Genomic DNA, 19,488 nt, shown 5'->3' on the forward strand with positions numbered 1-19,488 from the left:
AGATCGCCGCGAGCGGTATGCTAAGCCATAATGGCAATGAAAGGAACTCATGCATGCTGATGATTATGGTTAATGGGTGAGTAAATTTTTATTATGACGATGCAAAAATAGGAATTATCTGTGATAATGGGTGTCCAAAAAACGCCTTTGGTGTCAGAAAAACAGGGGTAAGGTGTCTAAAAAATGCGTTTTTTAGACATTTTTGTTGTCTTTTTGTCGGATCTTACAAAGATTTTGTTTAATTTTGCGGTCAATTTAAAACTATATGATTACAACAGGAGAAATGCAGATTAGCGGTATGCTGACAATGACGGTATTGTCGGTGATGCTAGTGATATGTGCTCCGGGGCGCTCCACCCGTCGCATCAGTTTTGCCAAGGCACGCTGGATGATGGCAGGAGGCACGGGACTCATAGCGCTGCAATTCCTGCTGCAACATGCCTTCGGATTCCGACAGATGGGCGTCACACAGGCGGTATGTTGCAACCTGCTGTTCTTCACCCCGTCGTCGCTGCTCTGCAGTATGTCTATCCTCTACATGCAGCGTCAGGGAAAGGTGAGCTGGAAGGAGTGGCTCATAGGCAGCAGCATCTACGCCCTGTCGGCCGGTATATTAATAGGTACGGCAGTGCTGGACGGCGTGCCCTTCAGGGAGGAGTCGATGGCGCTGCGCATAGCGGAATATGTGAGTTCGGTGCTCTACGTGGTGATGCAGACCTATATCTTCTCCATGCAGTATAAGGCCTACATGCGACTGGAGACGGCGGTAGATGAATACTACGACCGCAGTCGCCGCGACCTGTTTGGCTGGATGGGACTGAGCATGAAGACCATGGCGCTGATGGTATTCCTGGTGCCGCTGGTCATCTTTATGCAGGGCGCCCCACTGGTGCTCTTCTCCATCAGTTTCTTCTTTATAATCTCCTACTCTACCATCAGCCTGTATACCTACGGGGTGAGTAAGGACGTGGAGAGAGTGGAAGAGTCTATAAGGGAAGAGGGAATAGTGAAAAGTGAAAAATTTGCTACCGCGGATGGAAGGGAAGAAAGGAATATTGAAAAATTTGCTACCGCAGATGAAAGCAACGAAGACTCTGCAGCGGCAGCAAATTTTTCACTTTTCACTATTCACTCTACCCTTGACCGCTGGATAGCCAGCGGTCACTACCGGGAGCACAACCTGACGCTGAGCATCGTGGCACGCCAGATGGGGGTACCACAGAAACAGTTGCAGGAATGGCTCAGGCAGTCGGAATACAAAAAACTGGCAGGACTGGTGAGCAGCCTGCGCATCAAGGAGGCACAGCGCGTGCTGATAGAGCATCGCGACTGGTCGGTGGAGAGCGTGGCCGACTACTGCGGCTTTAACGACAGGAAATACTTCCACCAGGTGTTCCAGCAGTATACGGGCACCACGCCGGCCAAGTTCCAACAGAATAATTAAAATCATTTTTATATATATTATGAAACTGAACGACATACTGAGCGGCCAGTTGAATGCCGCAGAATGGGAAGCCAAGGGCTACGAGCTTCCTAAGTTTGACATCAAGGCCCTTCGCGAGAAGACGGCCAAGGAGCCCACATGGGTACACTTCGGTGGTGGCAACATTTTCCGTGCATTTCCCGCCGCTATCCTGAACGACGCGTTGAACACGGGTAAATACGACCGTGGCGTCATCGTGGCAGAGACCTTCGACTTCGAGGTGATCGACAAGGCATACGCTCCCTACCAGAACCTGTCGCTCTGCGTGAACCTCTGCTCTGACGGTTCGATAGAGAAGAAAGTGATTGCCAGCGTGACAGAGGCCCTGAAGGCCGACCCCCAGTTTGAGGATTGGAACCGACTGGTGGAGATTTTCCGTAACCCGTCATTGCAGATGATCTCATTCACCATCACGGAGAAGGGATACACCTACAACGAGGCCGACCTGGCCCGCGGACTGAAGCCCGTATTCGCCATGGGTAAGGTGTGCGCCCTGCTGCTGGAGCGATTCAACGCCGGACAGCTGCCTCTCACCGTGCAGAGCATGGACAACTGCTCGCACAATGGCGACAAGGTGAAGGCTGGCGTGATGGCCTATGCTGAGCGCTGGGTCAGCGACGGACTGGTGCCTGCTGCCTTCCTGGCTTACCTGAAGGACGAGAAGAAGGTGACGTTCCCCTGGTCTATGATTGACAAGATTACGCCACGTCCGCACGAGAAGGTGAAGGAGCTGCTGGCTGCCGACGGATTTGAGGACAACAACTATATCGAGACGGAGAAGCACACATTCACGGCACCTTTTGTGAATGCCGAGGAGGTGCAGTATCTGGTCATCGAGGACAACTATACCAACGGTCGTCCCCCACTCGACCTGGGCGGTGCGCTCTATACCACACGCGACACGGTAGACAAGGTGGAGACGATGAAGGTGACTACCTGTCTGAACCCGCTCCACACGGCTATGAGTATTTATGGCTGCATGCTGGACTACACGCTGATTTCTGCGGAGATGAAGGATGAGGACCTGCGTGCCTTTATCCAGAAGATTGGTTATATCGAGGCGATGCCCGTGGTAGTGGATCCGGGTGTGCTGAATCCGTATGAGTTTATCGGTGCCGTGATCAACCGCCGTCTGCCCAACCCCTTCATGCCGGATGCGCCTCAGCGTATTGCCTGCGACACGTCACAGAAGTTGCCTATCCGCTTTGGTGAGACGCTGAAGAAGTATATTGCCCGCGGACTGGACAAGAGCAACCTGGTGCTGATTCCGCTGACGCTGGCCGGATATGCCCGCTACCTGAAGGGACTGAAGGACGACCTGACCAGCTTTGAGCCGTCGCCCGACCCCATGCTGGCAGAGCTGCAGGCTATCGTGGCTCCGCTGGAGATTGGCAAGGCCGATCAGGACTGGAGCTGCCTGAAGACGCTCTACAGCCGCAAGGATGTGTTTGGACTGGATCTCTACGAGGCTGGTCTGGGCGAGCAGATAGAGGGTATGGTGAAGGAACTGTATGCCGGCAAGGGTGCCGTTCGTAAGACACTGCACAAGTACGTATCAGCAAGATAAGAGTTTTGACCTTATATATAACAAGAACGACGTACTCAAATGGGTACGCCGTTCTTGTTATTACGTATTATTCGTTATCTATATCAATTCCTCATACGCCATGCTTTAGCCCTAAGAGCCATATTCTTCTTTATGCACTCACTATAGAGCCAAGGCTCACAACTATGGATATCGCCTACATTGATAAAATTCTTATAGGCAGGATACTCCGAACCACTATAGCCTGTAACCACGAGAACGTGACGCTCAGGTTCTAATGTGACGGTAATCGTATCATGGAGTGTAGCAGGCGTGGCATCCGTACGCCAGTTCACAGGATTGATGCCTATACATGAGGCAGCAATAATGGAATTGATGTACTTCACGTCTTTCACCGTATTATAACAGATAGTCACGCCCGTATCGTCAGCCCCTTGCGCAGCCTTGATATGTTTTGTTTGCAACGTATCCTCTGGTGTCACCTTATAACCCAGTACGTAAGCAGCAGCCAACTGTCCGTAGGTCTCGTCACTCATGTGCTTCAGCAGTTCCACCACCGCCATGCCACCTTGACTGAACCCTGCAATAATCAGCGGACGACTCTGGTCACGCTGAGCTTGGAAGTAATCAAAAGCCGCACAGACATCATCCATAGCCATGCGGGCACGATTCAACACACTATCCTCACTCTCCATCATAAACGCATCAATCGTTGTATGACGGTAGAAAGGTGCATAGAATCGGTTACCTGGAGACATATAACCAGCAGCCTTATTCATTTCAATAGCCATGCGCTCACGATGCTTTGGATTCCATACGTCAGCATAGTGACAAACGATACTATCAGCCGTCATCCAATCCTCTTCCCATGTTGACACTACATAAAACACATCGGCTCCCGTTCCGTGCTGGTCGCCATCTGCCGTAATCCACATGATAGAGTCATCATAATCTGGAGCCTCAGGAATATACGATACAGAGGCATTAGCATCCTGAGCTTTTCTTACATGACCGTTAAAACAATTCGTCAGACTAAAAGCGCAAATCCCTAAGAGGAAGACTTTTGCTGAAGCTTCAAGAATCATTTTCATCCTGTAGTAGTTTATATCATTTGTATTCATCAATGTTCCTCAGGCCCTATTTCACTATAGTGAACTTGGCGAACTTCAGGAGCAGCTGTTTGGTGCCCACATTACGGAACTCGACCGTGGCTTTCTCGTTGTCGCCTGCACCTTCGAGCTTCACCACCGTACCAACTCCAAAGCGCTGATGCTCAATGACAGCCCCCTCGTGGAGGGAATGGGGCGCGGATGAGGACTGAGCGCTGACGGCTGAGGTCTGGCGGGTGCTGGCCACGGGCTTGAAGCGTCCACCACTGGCGATGTTCAACTGGCGCTTGAAGCCCTCGCTGAAGGGGTCTACCTTAGGCTCCGGACGACGGGGTGCCACCTGACGGGGCTTGGGGTCAGCACGGAACTGGGTAGCCACAGGACGGGGGTTCTGCATCCACTCGGGACCCTCGGAGGCACGTTGCCAGGGCAGGCGCTGGGCCGACTGGTCAAAACTGCCCAGAGTGCCCTCTACATGGAGCAATGAGGGGTCGATATCCTTGATAAAACGTGAGGGCGTGTCGTACTCCATGCGTCCGTAGCGGAAACGGTTTTGCGCACAGGTCAGGATGCAATGGCGCTCGGCACGGGTGATGGCCACATAGAGCAGGCGGCGCTCCTCCTCGAGCTCGCGCATGCTGTTGGTGCACATGGGCGACGGGAAGATATTCTCCTCAAGGCCCACGACAAAGACCGTGGGGAACTCCAGTCCCTTGGCGGAATGGATGGTCATCAGCGACACCTTGGGCTGGTCGGCATCGCCCTCGCTGTCGAGGTCGGTGAGCAGTGCCACCTCCTGCAGGAAGTCGCTCAGGGCAATCTGGTCGCCCTGGTCCTCCTCACGACGGCTCTCCACGAAGTCCTGCATAGCGGCGAGGAACTCCTCCAGGTTCTCCTGACGGGAGAGGTCCTCGGGGTTGCGACTGGAATAGATCTCCTTGGAGATTCCGCTCTCCATGATGATGGCGTGGCCCAACTGGTAGGCATCCTCGCCATCGAGGCGCATGCGCCAGCCGTCAATCAGCTGACAGAAATTATTGATCTTGGTGAGGGTGCCCTTGCTGACTTCGAGATGTGCCGGCTGGGTCATCACCTCCCAGAGCGACTTGCCTTCCTTAGAAGCCGTATCCACAATCCTGGAAAGCGTGGTGTCACCAATACCGCGCGTGGGATAGTTGATGATACGCTTCAGGGCCTCCTCATCATTGGGATTGACCACCACACGGAAATAGGCAATCACGTCCTTGATCTCCTTGCGCTGGTAGAAGCTCAGGCCGCCATAGATGCGATACGGGATACCGTCCTTGCGCATCTGTTCCTCAAAGGAACGGCTCTGGGCATTGGTGCGGTAGAGGATGGCGAAATCGCTGTATTCGCATCCCTCCTCACGACGGATACGACGGATATCCTTGCACACGATGATGGCCTCTTCCTTGTCGCTATAGGCAGGTTTCAACTGGAGTTTCTCGCCCTCGTCATTCCGACTGAAAACGTCCTTGGGAATCTGTCGTTCGTTCTTACGAATCAGACTGTTGGCAGCACGCACGATGAGCTGCGTAGAACGGTAGTTCTGCTCCAGTTTGAAGAGTTTGGCATTATCGTATGACTCCCTGAAGCTCAAGATATTATCAATATTGGCTCCACGGAAACTATAGATACTCTGAGCATCATCGCCAACGACGCATACACGCTGTCGCTCACGTGTCAGCTGGAGCACGATTTTCTGTTGGGCGAAGTTAGTATCCTGATACTCATCGACCAGCACATACTGGAAGCGCTCCACGTACTTGCGGCGCACATCCTCATGGTTCTCGAAGAGCAGGAATGTCTGCACCAGGAGGTCGTCGAAATCCATCGCGTTAGCTTGTCGGCAACGCTCGGCATAATGTACGTAGATCTCGGCCACCTTGGGTTTCTTGGCATCATAGAGCGAGCACTTCACGAAGGCATGGGGCAGGATAAGATGGTTCTTGGCCATGGATATCTGGTCGCTCACACTGGAGGGCTTATATACCTTGTCATCGAGGCCCATCTCCTTGATGATACTCTTCACCAGCGAACGGGCGTCACTCTGATCGTAGATCGTGAAGTTGGAGCTATACCCTATCCGCTCGGCCTCGGCCCTGAGGATACGCGAGAAGACGGAATGGAACGTGCCCATCTGCAGGTAGACGGCCTGATGCTGACCTACCAGTCGGGCAATACGCTCCTTCATCTCGCGCGCCGCCTTGTTGGTAAACGTCAGGGCCAGGATATTCCAGGGCTTCAGTCCTATCTGCTCCATCAGATAGGCTATCTTATAGGTCAGCACCCGCGTTTTTCCGGAGCCTGCACCAGCAATTACAAGTGAGGCACCATCGCAATATTCCACCGCTTCGCGCTGACTATCATTGAGTTGTGAAAGTATGTTGTCCATATCGTTAAAATTCGTCTGCAAAGTTAATCATTATTTATAAAATAAAAGCCACTTTTTCACGTTATATTTTCAGTATGAAAAATTCTCCTGAGGAAAAGATGCTGATTTCAGTTGTGACGCCTGTGTACAATGGTGAGAACTTTGTGAAGAGCGCCTACGACTGTCTGTGCCGCCAGACCTACCCGGACTGGGAATGGGTGGTGGTAGACGACGGCTCTACCGACGGCACGGCCAAGTGTCTGGAGACCCTGGCCTCAGGAGACGAGCGCATCCGGTTCTTTCAGCAGAAAAACAGCGGGACGGCCAAGCAGCCCCGCGACCATGCCGTGTATGAGGCGAAGGGCGGATTCGTGTTGCCCCTCGACATAGACGACCAGCTCTCAGACGACTACCTGGAACGGATGGCGGAGCGTCAGCAACAGACGGATGCCGACATCATCTACCCCCAGATGCTCTTTGTGGACCTGGACTCGGGAAAGACCACGCAGACGCTGCCCGCAGAGGGATTTGACACGGACAAGGTGTATGAGGCCAGGGAACTGGTGAAGGAGACGGTGCCGGAATGGCGCATCGGGTGCAACGGCGGACTGTATCGCAAGAGTGCCTGGATCAACATGAGCTACCCGGAGAAGAAGGAACCCATCTGGATGAACTCCGACGAAGTGGACGAGCGCCTGTACCTGATTCACGCAGGGAAAGCGGCATTTGCCAAGGCGCGCTACTACTACCAGAACCACGAGGCGTCGACCACGACACGCATCTCGCCAAAGGTTTTCCATACGCAGAAGACGGCCCTGCAACTGCTCGACATCATGGAGCGGGAATTCGGCAAGGACAGCGAGGAATACCGCAGGACGATGCGTCGCACATTCTGCGACTGGCGCTGGAAGATGATGCTGTTCGTGAAGCATCACGAGGAACTGACGGATGCCGATGCTGAGATACAAAGGAACCTGTCTGACTGTTTCAAGCGTCTGGATGCCAGTGTGCTGACCAAGGCAGAACGTATACAGTTCCTGAACCTGAGGAGTTTTCCGCTGGTGCTGGCGCTATACTGCCTGAGATACAACCGGGCGCTGCTCAGGGAGAAGGTGATGCAGCGCAGAAATCCGGAGGGATTTGCCAACACCTACACCCGGAAGCGCGAGGAAGAGAAGGTGCGCAGGGAGACAGCCAGGAGCTATCTGCAGGGAAAGACGCTGAACAACTACGAGCCATACGTCATCAGCATGTTTTGCGGCAACGCGCCCAGCGGCGGGCTGATAGACCGTCTGAGGGGTGCCGTGAGCGTGTATCAGGAGTGTCTGGCTACAGGACGCGCGTTCAAGTTGCACTTCACGCATCCGTTCCTGCTGACAGACTATCTGGTGCCGGGTACATACGACTGGACCGTGAGTCCTGACGAGGTAAGCTTCAGTCCGATGCAGTCACGCACGCTGATAGCCAGCAGCGTCTATGACTCGCCAGGGGAACGGCAGATGCACCTGAAACAGATACAGCAGGCGCTCGTCAGCAGCAGGGACGTGCAGACGCACGCCTACACGAATGCTGCCTTCTGCTATGACAACGGCTTTGCGCAGTCGTTCCGGGAACTGTTCAAGCCCTCGGCACGGCTGCAGCAGCATATCGACAAGATCAAGGCGGAGATTGGCGGGAGCTACGTCACGGTATCGGCCCGCTTCTGCAACTGTCTGGACGATTTCAACGAGGAGGTGTACTGCGAACCGCTGTCGGTCACAGAGCGTCAGCAACTGCTCCATAGTTGCATTGCCCGATTGCAGGCTGTCAGGGATGAGCATCCACACGACAAGCTGGTGATCTGCTCGGACAGCACGACCTTCATCGAAGAGGCAGGGAAGCACTTCGATATCTACACGACGCCTGGCACTATCTCGCATATCGGGAACGACGGCGTGCACAACTACGAATACTACGAAAGGACCTTCCTGGACTTCTACATCATCGAAGGGGCCAGCGCAACCTACCTGCTGAAGGGGCCGCACATGATGATGAGCGGATTCCCGTATGCGGCATCGCTGGTGGGAGGAAAGGAACTGAAAACGATACAATTCTAAACGGACATGACCAACGAGAGGAAAGTCAGCGCATACCGCAGAATCATGTCGAGCACGGCCATCTTTGGAAGTGCTCAGGTGCTGAATATTCTCGTGAATATCATCCGTGCCAAACTGGTGGCCCATATCCTGCACTCTACGGGTATGGGTATTTCCTCGGTATTCAACTCGGCGGCCAACACCATTCAGCAGTTTGCCCTGATGGGACTGAACGTGTCGGCGGTGCCGCCAATCTCGCAGGCCGGCAATGATGCTGACCCGAAGGTGCTGGCCTTCACCGTGAGGCTGGTAAGGCGCATCGTGCTGATGGCCTCACTCCTGGGTCTGGTCATCACGGTGGTGTTCTCGCCATTGCTGTCGGCCACGTCGTTCAACGACCAGAAGCATATCCCGTATTTCCTCCTGCTGAGCGTTGCCGTATTCTTCAACGTGATGGGCATGGGCGAAATGGCGGTGATGCAGGGTATGCGGAAATACAAGATGCTGGCGTTCTGTTCTATCGTGCCGCCGATGTGCGGACTGATGTTGAGCGTGCCTATCTACTTCGTATGGGGTATCGAGGGTATCGTGCCGGCCATGATCGTGGGCAACGTCATCTACTTCGTCGTGATACGCCTGTTGTCCTACCGCCATAAGAAGGAGATGCCGCAGGAGAGGATTTCGCTGAGGACCATGTGGACACAGGGACGCGGCATCATCAAGTTTGGCGCCGTCATGACCCTGGGGTCGCTGATTGGCACACTGACCACGTATGCCCTGGTAGCGTTTATCAATAATATAGGCAGTACGGAGGACGTGGGTTTCTATCAGGCTTGCAACGTGATAACAGTGCAGTACACCGGACTGGTGTTCACGGCGATGGCAACCGACTACTACCCTAACCTCTCGAGTCTGATAAAGACGAACATACAGGAGGCTTTCAGGGCGGTGAACCAACAGACGGAGATTACGATGCTGATAATCACGCCACTGGCTATGATACTGATGCTGACGGCCCCGCTGGCTATACGCATCCTGCTGACAGAGGAATTCCTGAGCATTGAGCGGATGGTGTGCTTCATGGGTATGGCCACGGTACTGAAAGCGCTGTGTTTTGCGCGCGACTATATCATCTACGCCAAGGGGGACAACAAGATGATTTTCTGGGTGGAGGCCGTATGGGGCAGTACGAAGACATTTGTCATCATGGCTGTGTTCTATTATTTCCTCGGACTAGACGGACTGGGCTATGGGGCGCTGTGTGTGTCGGTGGTAGAGGTCATCGTCAGTCTGATACTGATTCCGTGGCGCTACCATTTCCGCTTCACGCGCAAGACCATCAACCTGATTATCATCACCACGGCGATGGCAGCCATCTGCCTGACAGGCTCGCAGATTCCCTCCACACTGGAGAAATATGCGGTCATGGGCATCATCAATGCCGTCTGCATCGGCTACTGCATCATACAGCTCAACAAGCGTATGGATCTGCGTGCTATCGTCAGACGGTATAAAAACAAATGCAAAAAGGTGGAGGATTAGAAAAGTTATTCGTATCTTTGCATCATGAAACTGAGTATCGTCATACCTGTATATAATGTAGAGGACACGCTCGACAGATGTATCGAGAGTGTGCTCCGTCAGGGCATCGACGATTTCGAGGTGATTCTGGTGGACGACGGGTCAAGGGACAAGAGTGCGGCAATCTGTGATGAATGGCAGGCAAAAGACGCGCATATCCTCGTGATTCACCAGGAGAACCGCGGACTGAGTGCTGCGCGCAACGCAGGTATCAGCAGGGCTACAGGCGAACTGATTACGTTTGTGGACTCTGACGATTTCCTGAAGGAGGGAACATACAGCGGCATCATTGCGCTGGCAGAGAGATATGATATCGTGGAATATCCAGTATGCAGATTTCACCAATCCTCCAGTCAGCAGATTATTTCTTTCTCGGATAAGGTCTATACAGACCCTAAGCGCTACTGGCTGGACGCGAAAGGCTACAGTCATACCTACGCTTGTAATAAGCTATACAAACGGAGCCTATTTGACAATATACGTTTTCCTGAGGGTCAGGTATTCGAGGATGCTGCAACCCTGCCCCGATTACTGCAGACAGCAAGGAATATCTGCACGGTGAATCAGGGACTGTATTACTACACGCTGAACGAGAAAGGTATCACAGCCACAGCAAACGGGAAGGAGTTAAAGAACCTGTTGGACAGTCATATCCATACGATGCGCCAATGGAACGACACCCTGTATTATATGCATGTGCTGAATATCCAGATGGACGTCTGTGAACTGTCTGGCGAGGCACCTACCCTACCCTTTATGCGCATCAATCCCTTGGCAAAGAGACTGCCGGCAAGACTGCGTGTCAAGGCGTTACTCCTGGACTTGTTTGGCATCAACGGAATATGTATAATCAATAAAGCGATACACCAATGGAAGAAACCCCGTTCATAAGTTTCATCATACCGGTCTATAACGTCCCCACGGAGATGTTATGCGAATGTCTGGACAGTATTATCCGACTCTCCTTGAGGAAATCGGAACGGGAAATCATCGTCATAGATGATGGCTCGCAGGTGTCGCCCCTCGGTGCGCTCAACAACTACCTGGACGATATCATCTATATCCGTCAGAAGAACGGCGGACTGGGATGTGCGCGCAACAGGGGGCTGCAGAATGCTACGGGACAGTATATCCAGTTTGTGGATGCCGATGATGCGCTCATCACCAATCAGTACGAGCATTGTCTGGACATCGCCCGTTTCAAGGGACCGGACATGGTGATGTTTGAGTTCAGCAGGCAGGATCAAAGTCAGAAGGTATATGCCGACCAGAAGGCTGCCACGGGACGCTATCTGCTGCGTCACCAGAATATCAAGGCTACGGCATGCGGGTATCTGTTCAAGGCTACCATCCTGGGTAACCTGCGCTTCACCACGGGTATCTATCATGAGGATGAGGAGTTTACGCCGCTGCTGATTCTGCGTGCCGGTTCTATTATACAGACGGATGCGGAGGCGTATTTCTACAGGAGCAGGGAGGCCTCGATCACAACGAGTCAGGATGCACGCAACACGGTGAAGCGGCTCAACGACTTCAAGGCGATTATCTACCGGCTGTACCAGTTTGCTGCCGTCATACCGGGAAGCGACCGCATGGCGCTGCTGCGACGGGTCCACCAGCTGACGATGGACTATATCTATAAGGTGATTGTGGAGACGCGCAACAGGCATTACCTGGACAAGCAACTGGAGGAGCTGCGCAAGAAAGGACTATTCCCACTAGCCGACAAGGACTACACGAAGAAATACAAGTGGTTCCGCCGACTGACGAACACGAAGATAGGACTGGCCTTCCTGATGCGTACGCTGCCATTAATCAAGAGAGAGAGATGAGGATACTGCTACTAGGAGAATATAGTAACGTACACGCCACGCTGGCCGAGGGACTGCGCTCGCTGGGACATGAGGTCACAGTGGCATCGAATGGTGACTTCTGGAAAAACTACCCAAGGGATATTAACCTCAGCAGGCAACCTGGAAAACTGGGGGGACTGAAGCTCTTGGCAAAGGTCTATGCCCAACTGCCGCGATGGAGAGGGTATGACGTGGTGCAGCTCATCAACCCGATGTTCCTGGAACTGAAGGCGGAATGGATATTCCATATATACAGATACCTGAGAAGATATAACAGGAAGGTGGTGCTCTGCGCCATGGGCATGGACTGGTACTGGGTCAACGAGTGTACGAACAGGAAGCCTCTGCGCTATAGCGACTTCAACATCGGCGATGAGTTGCGCACGGATGAACCTGCATTGAGGGAACAGCGCGACTGGATAGGTACAACGAAGGAGAAACTTAATAAGTTTATTGCGGTTGACTGCGACCAGATCATCGCCGGTCTCTACGAGAACTACGTGTGCTACGAACCTTACTTCAAGGAGAAGACGCACTTCATCCCCCTGCCCATCAAGATGCCAGAATCAGACATCTTACATCCGCTCGAGCTCCGCTCGCTTGCTACCGAAGGGACGCAAGAACCATCACCCCTCATCCCTCAGCCATCAGCCCTCATCCATCAGCCCTCATCCATCTTCATCGGCATCAGCAAGGGACGAAGCGCCTACAAGGGTACCGACATCATGCTACGAGCAGCTGAGGATGTATTGCGTGCGCATCCTGATAAGATGAAACTCATCAAGGCGGAGGGTATCCCGTTCAATGAATACCAGAAACTGATGGACGGTAGCGATGCTATCCTGGATCAGCTCTACAGCTACACCCCATCCATGAATCCCCTGCTGGCTATGTCAAAGGGTATTATCTGCATAGGTGGCGGTGAACCCGAGAACTACGAGATACTGGGAGAGAACGAACTGCGCCCTATCGTCAACGTACAACCTACATACGAGAGTGTGCGCGATGAACTGGAACAGCTCGTCCTTCATCCTGAGCGCATCCCTGAACTGAAGCGCCAGAGCATAGAGTACGTACGCCGCCATCACGACTATATCAAAGTGGCCCGGCAGTACGAGCGCATCTATTCTGAATAGAAAAAAAAATAGAACGCAGCCCTTTCCAAAAAGAAAGACTATCAAGACACAAAAAAAAGGCTGTACACATGATTGCGTACAGCCTTAATTATTTAGATAAAAAATATAATCTAACTAGATTAGTTCTTGAAGAAGTCCTTAACGGCTTCGTTGGGAACCATCTGCTCATCGAAGATGTAAGCACCAGTCTTGGGGCTCTTTACCATCTTGATAACCTTAGAGTAAGCGCGACCATCCTTCGAACCTTCGTGGAGGGTAGCAACGGTTTTCTTTGCCATTCTTTCTTACAATTACTTAATCTCCTTATGAAGAGTCATCTTCTTCAGGATGGGGTTATACTTCATCAACTCCAGACGCTCAGCTGTGTTCTTACGATTCTTGGTCGTAATGTAACGGCTTGTGCCGGGAAGACCACTATTCTTCATCTCGGTGCACTCCAGGATAACCTGAACGCGATTGCCTTTTGCTTTCTTGCTTGCCATGGTCTATTAGTCTCCTATTACTTTAATGTCTTTCCAATCCACGAAGCCTTTGGCTACAGCCTGCTTCAGAGCGGCGTCAAGACCTACTTTATTAATCATACGAAGGCCAGCAGCGCTGATCTTCAACTGAATCCAGCAATTCTCCTCTACATAGTAGAACTTCTTGCTGAACAGGTTTACGTCAAAGCTGCGCTTTGTGCGGTGCTTTGAGTGAGACACATTATTACCAATCTGTGCCTTCTTTCCTGTAATTTGACAAATTTTAGACATTGCTATCTACTTTAATTGTGTTCCTTTTTAGTAACTTACTCCAAACAGGGTGCAAAGGTACGAATTTTTATTGGAAATTAAAAATAGAGAATTGACAATTATTAAACTCTTAAAGTTTTTTAACTTTCCTCGCCTTCACTGGTTGCATCCTCGGCCTTCAAGAAGTCGCAGAACATCTGTACAGCTTTATTGGTAGCAAAGGTCAGATTCATGTCTCGACCATTGTCTTCTTCTATCTTACATGTAACCACTTTTTCCGATGTACCACATGCCAGCCAGATAGTACCAACAGGAATTTCTTTTGTACCACCTCCAGGACCAGCTAAGCCCGTCGCCGCGATAGCATAATCGGTGTTCAACACCTTGCATGCGCCCTTCACCATCGCAACAGCAACCTCTTCACATACAGCGGTTTTCTCTTCTATCAAATCATGTGAAACTCCCAACAGGTTTTCCTTCACTTCATTCACATAGCAGATGATACCACCCTTAAAATATTTAGAAGCACCTGGTACAGAGATAATTGCTTCTGCAATACGACCACCAGTACAACTCTCTGCAGTAGAAACAGTTTTTTCTCTTTCCCAAAGCAGCTGACTAATCTCTCTGCTTATAATCTTTCCTTCGAAATCCATATCTTTTTACTTAAATGTTACTTTTGAAAAAGCAGGTGCATCTATCGGACAGAACTCACCATCCAGATATTTATAATGACCCACGATACCTATCATTGCTGCATTATCCGTGGTATAGCTGAACTTAGGAATATAAATGGTCCAGCCATAACGGCGGGCGTGATCCTGGAAAGCATTGCGCAAACCATTATTTGCGCTGACACCGCCGGCAACGGCAACATGCTTGATACCCGTCTGCTTCACAGCCAGACGCAGTTTCTTCATCAGGATATCCACGATTGTCCATTCCAGAGAAGCTGCCAGGTCCTCCTTGTGATGCTCCACGAAATCAGGATCTTCCTCCACCCATTTGCGCAAGTTGTAAAGGAAGGAGGTCTTCAAACCTGAGAAACTGTAGTCGAAGCCAGGAATCTGAGGTTCGGAGAACTGATAGGCCTTTGGATTACCCTGACGGGCCAGACGGTCGATAATAGGACCACCGGGATAGCCGAGTCCCATCACCTTCGAACATTTGTCTATAGCCTCGCCTGCAGCATCATCGATAGTCTGACCAAGCACCTCCATATCGTTATAGGCACGTACAAGCACAATCTGTGAATTACCACCACTTACCAGCAAACAGATGAAAGGTAATGGCGGACAATGCTGGTCATCTTCAGACTCCTTGATGAAATGGGCCATGACATGACCTTGCAGATGGTTTACGTCTATCAGGGGAATACCCAAGGAGCGGGCGAAACCCTTGGCGAAACTGACACCTACCAGAAGGGAACCCATCAAACCGGGTCCACGGGTAAAGGCTACAGCCGTCAACTGCTCCTTTGTGATACCAGCTTTCTTAATTGCCTGATCTACAACAGGTACCACATTCTGCTGATGGGCACGGGAAGCCAATTCCGGCACAACGCCACCATAAGCTTCATGCACCGCCTGCGAAGCAGTAACATTGGAAAGTAAGACGCCATTTTTCAGCACTGCAGCCGAAGTATCGTCACAACTGGACTCTATACCTAATATATATATATCACTCATTTCTATCAATCCTCTCAGTTTAAATATCACCAAAAGAGACTGCAAAGGTACTAAAAAAAATAGCACGTACGGCAAAAAAATATGCGAAAAATTTGGTCGTTACATATTTTTTACCTACTTTTGCACCGATAAACCTTTATTATTAACTCATAAAAACAAAATTTATTGCCTATCGAAACAAAATTTACTTCATAAAAAATTACTTGACATATGAAGAATTTTGAAGGAGTATCCGACGAAGCGTTGGCACTACTCTACGTAAAAGGTGATAACCGTGCGTTTGATGAGTTAATCAGTCGCACCCAGACAAAGTTGTTCACTTACATCATGTTCGTAGTTCGCGATCATGACATTGCTGACGACATCTTCCAAGAGACATTCGTCAAGGTCATAACCAAACTGCAGCAAGGGTTGTATACCGACTCTGGCAAGTTCCAGTTTTGGATTACACGCATTGCGCACAACTGCATCATGGACTGGTACCGCCAGCAGCAATCTGCCCATATCGTTGACGCCAACGAAGAGAACGACCTGCAGAACCTGAAAAATGCGTCTGTCATGGACTCCAATAAGGAGGCCGAGATGATTAATGAGCAGATTCTCATCGACATCAAGAAGATGATGAACACTCTGCCCGCTCCTCAGCGTGAGGTTGTCTATATGCGATACTTCCAACAGCTTTCTTTCAAGGAGATTGCCGATCTGACCGGTGTCAGCATCAACACATCACTGGGACGTATGCGCTACGCCCTGATTAATCTCAGGAAGATGGCCAAGGACAACAAAATAGAACTGGCGCTCTGCGAATACTAAATCCTTATCAGCAAGGAGCCGCGGTTACAGGCTCCTCAACTGATGGATGACGTCTTCAGGACTAGAAGCTTTGAACACATAGCTTCCACTGACAAGCACGTCGACACCCGCAGCAACCAGACGTGGTGCTGTTTCACCTTGCACACCACCGTCGACTTCTATCAATGCACGACTGCCCGACTCATTTATGAGCTGACGCAGTCGTTTTACTTTCTGAATCGTATTCTCAATGAACTTCTGTCCACCGAAGCCCGGATTCACACTCATCAGAAGCACCATATCCACATCACAGATCACATCCTCGAGCACGGAGACAGGCGTTGCCGGATTCAGCGTCACACCAGCCTTCATACCAGCCTGATGAATCTCCTGGATAGTACGATGCAGGTGCAGGCAGGCCTCCTGGTGCACATTCATCATCATAGCACCAAGCTTTGCCGTCTGCTGAATATAGCGCTCCGGTTTCTCAATCATGAAATGAACATCAAGCGGCTTCTTACATGCTTTCGCCACAGCTTCCAATACGGGGAAGCCAAACGATATGTTGGGCACAAACGAACCATCCATCACGTCCAGGTGAAGCCAGTCAGCCTCCGAACGGTTAATCATTTGAATATCTTGGTCGAGATGCAAGAAATCGGCCGCTAGAAGAGAAGGTGAAACTAAAGTCATTTTTTCTTTTCCTAATTAATTGAGGCAATAAGCCTGCTTATTTTCTACCCGATAGGTATAAGCTATTTCTTTAATCAGCTTGAGCGTCTTCTCGCTCGGATGCGTTTCATCATAAGTAAATATCTGCATAGGCATCTCCTTTTATATGTTTACATTATTAGTAACGTGATGCCTCGCAAAATATTATATCATACAGCAGAATATTTTTCTATCTCCTTCATGCCGTTGAGGAAAGCCTGCGCATCCATACGTTTTTTTCCAGCCAGCTGCAGCTCATCGATTTGCAGCCAGGCATCTGCACATGCGATATACAGATGTTTTCTGTCAGCCATCAAAGTGCCTACCCTGTCATTTACCTGTTTATCTGTCTTGGTGGCACGGAATATCTTCAGAACCGTATCCCCACCCTTTTCGTCTTTCAGGACCGTCCATGCACCGGGATAAGGCGACAAGCCACGCACAAAGTCGTAGATACGCTTTGCGGGCTGGTTCCAGTCTATCTGACACGTCTCCTTGAAAATCTTCGGAGCCGCTTTCAACTCGGCACACTCTTCCTGGGGAATACTTGCAGGATGTCCGTCGGCAGCAACGATAGCCTCGAGTGTCTCCATACAAATCTCTGCGCCCAGATGCATCAGGCCATCATAGACATACTCCACATTGGCGTCATCAGGAATAGGAAAATGCTTCTTCATGATAATACGTCCGGTATCAATATCATGATCCAGGAAGAAGGTTGTCACACCCGTCTCTGTCTCACCATTGATAACTGCCCAGTTAATGGGGGCCGCGCCACGATACTGAGGCAGCAAGGCGGCATGGACATTGAAAGTGCCGTATTCAGGCATAGCCCATACCACCTCAGGCAGCATACGGAATGCTACCACGACCTGAAGGTTGGCTTGATACGAACGAAGCGTCTCCACGAACTCGGGGTCTTTCATCTTCACGGGCTGCAGCACGGGCAGATTGTGCTCCAACGCGTATTTCTTCACCTCTGAAGGCTGGAGCTCATTCTGATGACGGCCTACGGGTTTGTCTGGCTGGGTGACAACAGCCACCACATTATAATGGTTTTCAACAAGTGCTTTCAGGGTCTCGACGGCAAACTCCGGAGTACCCATAAATACTATTCTTAAATCTTCTTTTTGCATTTTCATATCGCTTTCAGAGTGCAAAGATAGATAAAATTTCTATTATAGGCCCTCAAAGTCGATTATTTTTTGTACTTTTGCACCCAAATTATGATTAACAACTTTTTATGGCAGAAACAACAAACAGTATTTTACAGAAACTTGACGGATTAGAGAGCCGATTTGAAGAGGTTTCAACACTCATCACCGACCCCGCTGTGATTGCCGACCAGAACCGTTTCGTGAAACTCACGAAGGAATACAAGGACCTGGGCGACATCATGGATGCACGTAAACGATACATCAACTGTCTGAACAGCATTAAAGAAGCAAAAGATATCCTGGCCAACGAGGACGATCCCGAGATGAAGGAGATGGCCCGTGAGGAACTGGCTGCCAACGAGGCCCTCCAGCCCCAGTTGGAAGAGGAAATCAAGATAGCCCTCATTCCGAAAGATCCTGAAGATGCGAAGAATGTACAGATGGAGATTCGCGCCGGAACAGGTGGTGACGAAGCCTGTCTCTTTGCCGGCGATTTGTTTAAGATGTACAAGAGTTTCTGCGACTCAAAAGGTTGGACACTCTCTGTGACCAGCGTCAGCGAAGGTGCTGTAGGCGGCTACAAGGAGATCGACTTTGCCGTGAGCGGTGCCGATGTATACGGCACGTTGAAATACGAGAGTGGTGTACACCGCGTTCAGCGTGTGCCTGCCACGGAGACCCAGGGCCGTATGCACACATCAGCAGCAACGGTAGCCGTCCTGCCCGAGGCCGACAAGTTCGAGGTACATATCAACGAAGGTGAAATCAAATGGGATACCTTCCGTTCTTCTGGTGCCGGTGGCCAGAACGTGAACAAGGTGGAGTCTGGTGTTCGCCTGCGCTATATGTGGAAGAACCCCAATACCGGAGAGACCGAGGAAATCCTCATCGAGTGTACCGAGACGCGCGACCAGCCAAAGAACAAGGAGCGTGCCCTCTCGCGCCTGTACACTTTTATATATGATAAGGAACACCAGAAATACATGGACGATATAGCCAGTCGCCGTAAGACGCTCGTCTCTACCGGTGACCGTTCGGCTAAGATCCGCACGTACAACTTCCCCCAGGGACGTGTGACCGACCACCGTATCGGCTATACGACTCACGACCTGCAGGGATTCCTTGGTGGTGACATCCAGGCAATGATCGACGCCCTCACCGTGGCCGAGAATGCCGAGCGAATGAAAGAAAACGAATTATAACCAGTTGAGTATGTTACTGTGGTACAGCA

The 19,488-nt window shown here is 50.9% G+C and carries 18 protein-coding genes; 9 read left to right on the forward strand and 9 right to left on the reverse strand.

What is annotated here, in order from left to right; genetic code table 11:
- Nucleotides 1–265 precede the first annotated feature (265 nt).
- Together L6468_RS07875 and L6468_RS07880 are read left to right on the forward strand one after the other, a co-directional pair.
- Nucleotides 266–1,444, forward strand: coding sequence for a helix-turn-helix transcriptional regulator (locus L6468_RS07875; protein WP_237792850.1), 1,179 nt, complete (start codon nucleotides 266–268; stop codon nucleotides 1,442–1,444).
- 19 nt (nucleotides 1,445–1,463) lie between these two features.
- Nucleotides 1,464–3,050 carry a mannitol dehydrogenase family protein gene (locus L6468_RS07880; RefSeq protein WP_237792851.1) on the forward strand — a complete coding sequence of 529 codons (1,587 nt, stop codon included), beginning with the start codon at nucleotides 1,464–1,466 and terminating at the stop codon, nucleotides 3,048–3,050.
- Nucleotides 3,051–3,133: 83 nt separating this feature from the next.
- On the opposite strand, the gene L6468_RS07885 is transcribed toward L6468_RS07880, so the two are convergent.
- Together L6468_RS07885 and L6468_RS07890 are read right to left on the reverse strand one after the other, a co-directional pair.
- The gene (locus L6468_RS07885) at nucleotides 3,134–4,120 is read right to left on the reverse strand and encodes a DUF3089 domain-containing protein (RefSeq protein ID WP_237792852.1); all 987 of its coding nucleotides are present in this window, start codon (nucleotides 4,118–4,120) and stop codon (nucleotides 3,134–3,136) included.
- A 46-nt stretch (nucleotides 4,121–4,166) separates the two neighbouring features.
- Nucleotides 4,167–6,554, reverse strand: coding sequence for an ATP-dependent helicase (locus L6468_RS07890; RefSeq protein ID WP_237792853.1), 2,388 nt, complete (start codon nucleotides 6,552–6,554; stop codon nucleotides 4,167–4,169).
- Between the two features lie 74 nt (nucleotides 6,555–6,628).
- Between L6468_RS07890 and L6468_RS07895 the strand changes: the two genes are divergently transcribed.
- The 5 genes from L6468_RS07895 to L6468_RS07915 are packed head-to-tail and all read left to right on the forward strand — an operon-like array spanning nucleotide 6,629 to nucleotide 13,178.
- Complete coding sequence (locus L6468_RS07895; protein WP_237792854.1) at nucleotides 6,629–8,629, forward strand: glycosyltransferase family 2 protein; 2,001 nt, start codon at nucleotides 6,629–6,631, stop codon at nucleotides 8,627–8,629.
- A gap of 6 nt (nucleotides 8,630–8,635) precedes the next feature.
- Nucleotides 8,636–10,150, forward strand: a complete 1,515-nt coding sequence (locus L6468_RS07900; protein ID WP_237792855.1) for an oligosaccharide flippase family protein — start codon at nucleotides 8,636–8,638, stop codon at nucleotides 10,148–10,150.
- Nucleotides 10,151–10,174: 24 nt separating this feature from the next.
- Nucleotides 10,175–11,080 carry a glycosyltransferase family 2 protein gene (locus tag L6468_RS07905; protein WP_237792856.1) on the forward strand — a complete coding sequence of 302 codons (906 nt, stop codon included), beginning with the start codon at nucleotides 10,175–10,177 and terminating at the stop codon, nucleotides 11,078–11,080.
- Nucleotides 11,059–12,021: a glycosyltransferase family 2 protein gene (locus tag L6468_RS07910; protein WP_091818251.1), complete on the forward strand. Its 963-nt coding sequence runs from the start codon at nucleotides 11,059–11,061 to the stop codon at nucleotides 12,019–12,021. The genes L6468_RS07905 and L6468_RS07910 overlap by 22 nt, the downstream gene beginning before the upstream one ends.
- On the forward strand, nucleotides 12,018–13,178 hold the full coding sequence (locus L6468_RS07915) for a glycosyltransferase family protein (protein ID WP_237792857.1): 1,161 nt from the start codon (nucleotides 12,018–12,020) through the stop codon (nucleotides 13,176–13,178). The genes L6468_RS07910 and L6468_RS07915 overlap by 4 nt, the downstream gene beginning before the upstream one ends.
- 119 nt (nucleotides 13,179–13,297) lie before the next feature.
- Here the strand turns inward: L6468_RS07915 and L6468_RS07920 are convergent, their stop codons facing one another.
- The 5 genes from L6468_RS07920 to tsaD all read right to left on the reverse strand — a co-directional run bounded on the left by L6468_RS07920 (nucleotide 13,298) and on the right by tsaD (nucleotide 15,597).
- Nucleotides 13,298–13,456: a DUF4295 domain-containing protein gene (locus tag L6468_RS07920; RefSeq protein WP_091818262.1), complete on the reverse strand. Its 159-nt coding sequence runs from the start codon at nucleotides 13,454–13,456 to the stop codon at nucleotides 13,298–13,300.
- Between the two features lie 12 nt (nucleotides 13,457–13,468).
- Nucleotides 13,469–13,660: a 50S ribosomal protein L33 gene (rpmG, locus tag L6468_RS07925; protein ID WP_091818264.1), complete on the reverse strand. Its 192-nt coding sequence runs from the start codon at nucleotides 13,658–13,660 to the stop codon at nucleotides 13,469–13,471.
- 6 nt (nucleotides 13,661–13,666) lie between these two features.
- Nucleotides 13,667–13,930 carry a 50S ribosomal protein L28 gene (gene rpmB, locus L6468_RS07930; RefSeq protein ID WP_091818266.1) on the reverse strand — a complete coding sequence of 88 codons (264 nt, stop codon included), beginning with the start codon at nucleotides 13,928–13,930 and terminating at the stop codon, nucleotides 13,667–13,669.
- 119 nt (nucleotides 13,931–14,049) lie between these two features.
- The gene (locus tag L6468_RS07935) at nucleotides 14,050–14,565 is read right to left on the reverse strand and encodes a CinA family protein (RefSeq protein WP_091854137.1); all 516 of its coding nucleotides are present in this window, start codon (nucleotides 14,563–14,565) and stop codon (nucleotides 14,050–14,052) included.
- Between the two features lie 6 nt (nucleotides 14,566–14,571).
- Nucleotides 14,572–15,597, reverse strand: a complete 1,026-nt coding sequence (gene tsaD / locus L6468_RS07940) for a tRNA (adenosine(37)-N6)-threonylcarbamoyltransferase complex transferase subunit TsaD (RefSeq protein WP_091818390.1) — start codon at nucleotides 15,595–15,597, stop codon at nucleotides 14,572–14,574.
- 210 nt (nucleotides 15,598–15,807) lie between these two features.
- Here tsaD and L6468_RS07945 point away from each other — a divergent pair, with 210 nt between their 5' ends.
- Nucleotides 15,808–16,410, forward strand: a complete 603-nt coding sequence (locus L6468_RS07945; protein ID WP_237792858.1) for a sigma-70 family RNA polymerase sigma factor — start codon at nucleotides 15,808–15,810, stop codon at nucleotides 16,408–16,410.
- 24 nt (nucleotides 16,411–16,434) lie between these two features.
- Here L6468_RS07945 and rpe read toward each other — a convergent pair whose 3' ends face one another.
- Entirely contained in the window at nucleotides 16,435–17,082 is a 648-nt protein-coding gene (gene rpe / locus L6468_RS07950) for a ribulose-phosphate 3-epimerase (protein WP_237792859.1), read from the reverse strand.
- A 188-nt stretch (nucleotides 17,083–17,270) separates the two neighbouring features.
- Nucleotides 17,271–18,236 carry a methionyl-tRNA formyltransferase gene (fmt, locus tag L6468_RS07955; protein ID WP_237796660.1) on the reverse strand — a complete coding sequence of 322 codons (966 nt, stop codon included), beginning with the start codon at nucleotides 18,234–18,236 and terminating at the stop codon, nucleotides 17,271–17,273.
- A 107-nt stretch (nucleotides 18,237–18,343) separates the two neighbouring features.
- Between fmt and prfA the strand changes: the two genes are divergently transcribed.
- Complete coding sequence (gene prfA, locus L6468_RS07960; RefSeq protein WP_091818276.1) at nucleotides 18,344–19,459, forward strand: peptide chain release factor 1; 1,116 nt, start codon at nucleotides 18,344–18,346, stop codon at nucleotides 19,457–19,459.
- The last annotated feature ends 29 nt before the right edge of the window (nucleotides 19,460–19,488 follow it).

This window comes from Prevotella communis (genome assembly GCF_022024115.1).
Lineage (GTDB): Bacteria > Bacteroidota > Bacteroidia > Bacteroidales > Bacteroidaceae > Prevotella > Prevotella communis.

Excerpts from the sequence above, each read along its gene's own strand:
- L6468_RS07935 (WP_091854137.1), bottom strand. The coding sequence starts at position 14,565 with ATGGATTTCGAAGGAAAGATTATAAGCAGAGAGATTAGTCAGCTGCTT.
- L6468_RS07890 (WP_237792853.1), bottom strand. The coding sequence starts at position 6,554 with ATGGACAACATACTTTCACAACTCAATGATAGTCAGCGCGAAGCGGTG.
- L6468_RS07900 (WP_237792855.1), top strand. The coding sequence starts at position 8,636 with ATGACCAACGAGAGGAAAGTCAGCGCATACCGCAGAATCATGTCGAGC.
- prfA (WP_091818276.1), top strand. The coding sequence starts at position 18,344 with ATGGCAGAAACAACAAACAGTATTTTACAGAAACTTGACGGATTAGAG.
- L6468_RS07915 (WP_237792857.1), top strand. The coding sequence starts at position 12,018 with ATGAGGATACTGCTACTAGGAGAATATAGTAACGTACACGCCACGCTG.
- rpmB (WP_091818266.1), bottom strand. The coding sequence starts at position 13,930 with ATGTCTAAAATTTGTCAAATTACAGGAAAGAAGGCACAGATTGGTAAT.
- rpmG (WP_091818264.1), bottom strand. The coding sequence starts at position 13,660 with ATGGCAAGCAAGAAAGCAAAAGGCAATCGCGTTCAGGTTATCCTGGAG.
- tsaD (WP_091818390.1), bottom strand. The coding sequence starts at position 15,597 with ATGAGTGATATATATATATTAGGTATAGAGTCCAGTTGTGACGATACT.
- L6468_RS07885 (WP_237792852.1), bottom strand. The coding sequence starts at position 4,120 with ATGAAAATGATTCTTGAAGCTTCAGCAAAAGTCTTCCTCTTAGGGATT.
- L6468_RS07945 (WP_237792858.1), top strand. The coding sequence starts at position 15,808 with ATGAAGAATTTTGAAGGAGTATCCGACGAAGCGTTGGCACTACTCTAC.
- L6468_RS07895 (WP_237792854.1), top strand. The coding sequence starts at position 6,629 with ATGAAAAATTCTCCTGAGGAAAAGATGCTGATTTCAGTTGTGACGCCT.
- L6468_RS07905 (WP_237792856.1), top strand. The coding sequence starts at position 10,175 with ATGAAACTGAGTATCGTCATACCTGTATATAATGTAGAGGACACGCTC.
- L6468_RS07875 (WP_237792850.1), top strand. The coding sequence starts at position 266 with ATGATTACAACAGGAGAAATGCAGATTAGCGGTATGCTGACAATGACG.
- L6468_RS07880 (WP_237792851.1), top strand. The coding sequence starts at position 1,464 with ATGAAACTGAACGACATACTGAGCGGCCAGTTGAATGCCGCAGAATGG.
- rpe (WP_237792859.1), bottom strand. The coding sequence starts at position 17,082 with ATGACTTTAGTTTCACCTTCTCTTCTAGCGGCCGATTTCTTGCATCTC.
- L6468_RS07910 (WP_091818251.1), top strand. The coding sequence starts at position 11,059 with ATGGAAGAAACCCCGTTCATAAGTTTCATCATACCGGTCTATAACGTC.
- L6468_RS07920 (WP_091818262.1), bottom strand. The coding sequence starts at position 13,456 with ATGGCAAAGAAAACCGTTGCTACCCTCCACGAAGGTTCGAAGGATGGT.
- fmt (WP_237796660.1), bottom strand. The coding sequence starts at position 18,236 with ATGCAAAAAGAAGATTTAAGAATAGTATTTATGGGTACTCCGGAGTTT.